The following is a 521-nucleotide window of genomic DNA, read 5'->3' on the forward strand; positions in this document are numbered from 1 at the left end:
GCTGGCGGTGGGCCTGGCAGCCAGCGTCGGCGCGGTGCTGGGCTTGCGCCAGGGCATCGTGCGCTACCGCGCGGCGGGGTTCGTGGCCGGCATCGGCATCCTCATGGCGCCGCTGGGCCTGTGGCTGGCCCACCGCCTACCCAACCTGCCGCTGGCGCTGCTGTTCTCCCTGGTGCTGCTGTACGCCTGCGGGCGCATCCTGCGCAAGGCCAGCCTGGAACTGAAACAGGGCCAGCCGGCGCCGCGCCCGGCCTTCATGCCCTGCGTGCTCAACCCGGCCCAGGGCCGCCTGCGCTGGACCCTGCCCTGCGCCCGAGCACTGACCTTCACCGGGATGCTCTCGGGGCTGCTTTCCGGGCTGCTGGGGGTGGGTGGCGGCTTCGTCATCATCCCGGCCCTGAGCCGCTACACCAACCTGGACAGCAAGAGCATCGTCGCCACCTCACTGGCGGTGATCGCCCTGGTCTCCCTGGGCAGCGTGGTCACTGCGAGCCTCAGCGGGATCATGCACTGGGCGGTGG

1 protein-coding gene is annotated in these 521 nt (G+C 71.8%); it reads left to right on the plus strand.

The genetic code is table 11. From position 1 onward, the window contains the following. A partial coding sequence (locus F6S12_RS32800; protein ID WP_315869996.1) for a TSUP family transporter occupies window positions 1-521 on the plus strand: 521 nt, incomplete at both ends.

Origin of the sequence: Pseudomonas sp. JV245A, from assembly GCF_032424515.1 — a bacterium.
In the GTDB taxonomy this organism is placed as follows: domain Bacteria; phylum Pseudomonadota; class Gammaproteobacteria; order Pseudomonadales; family Pseudomonadaceae; genus Aquipseudomonas; species Aquipseudomonas protegens.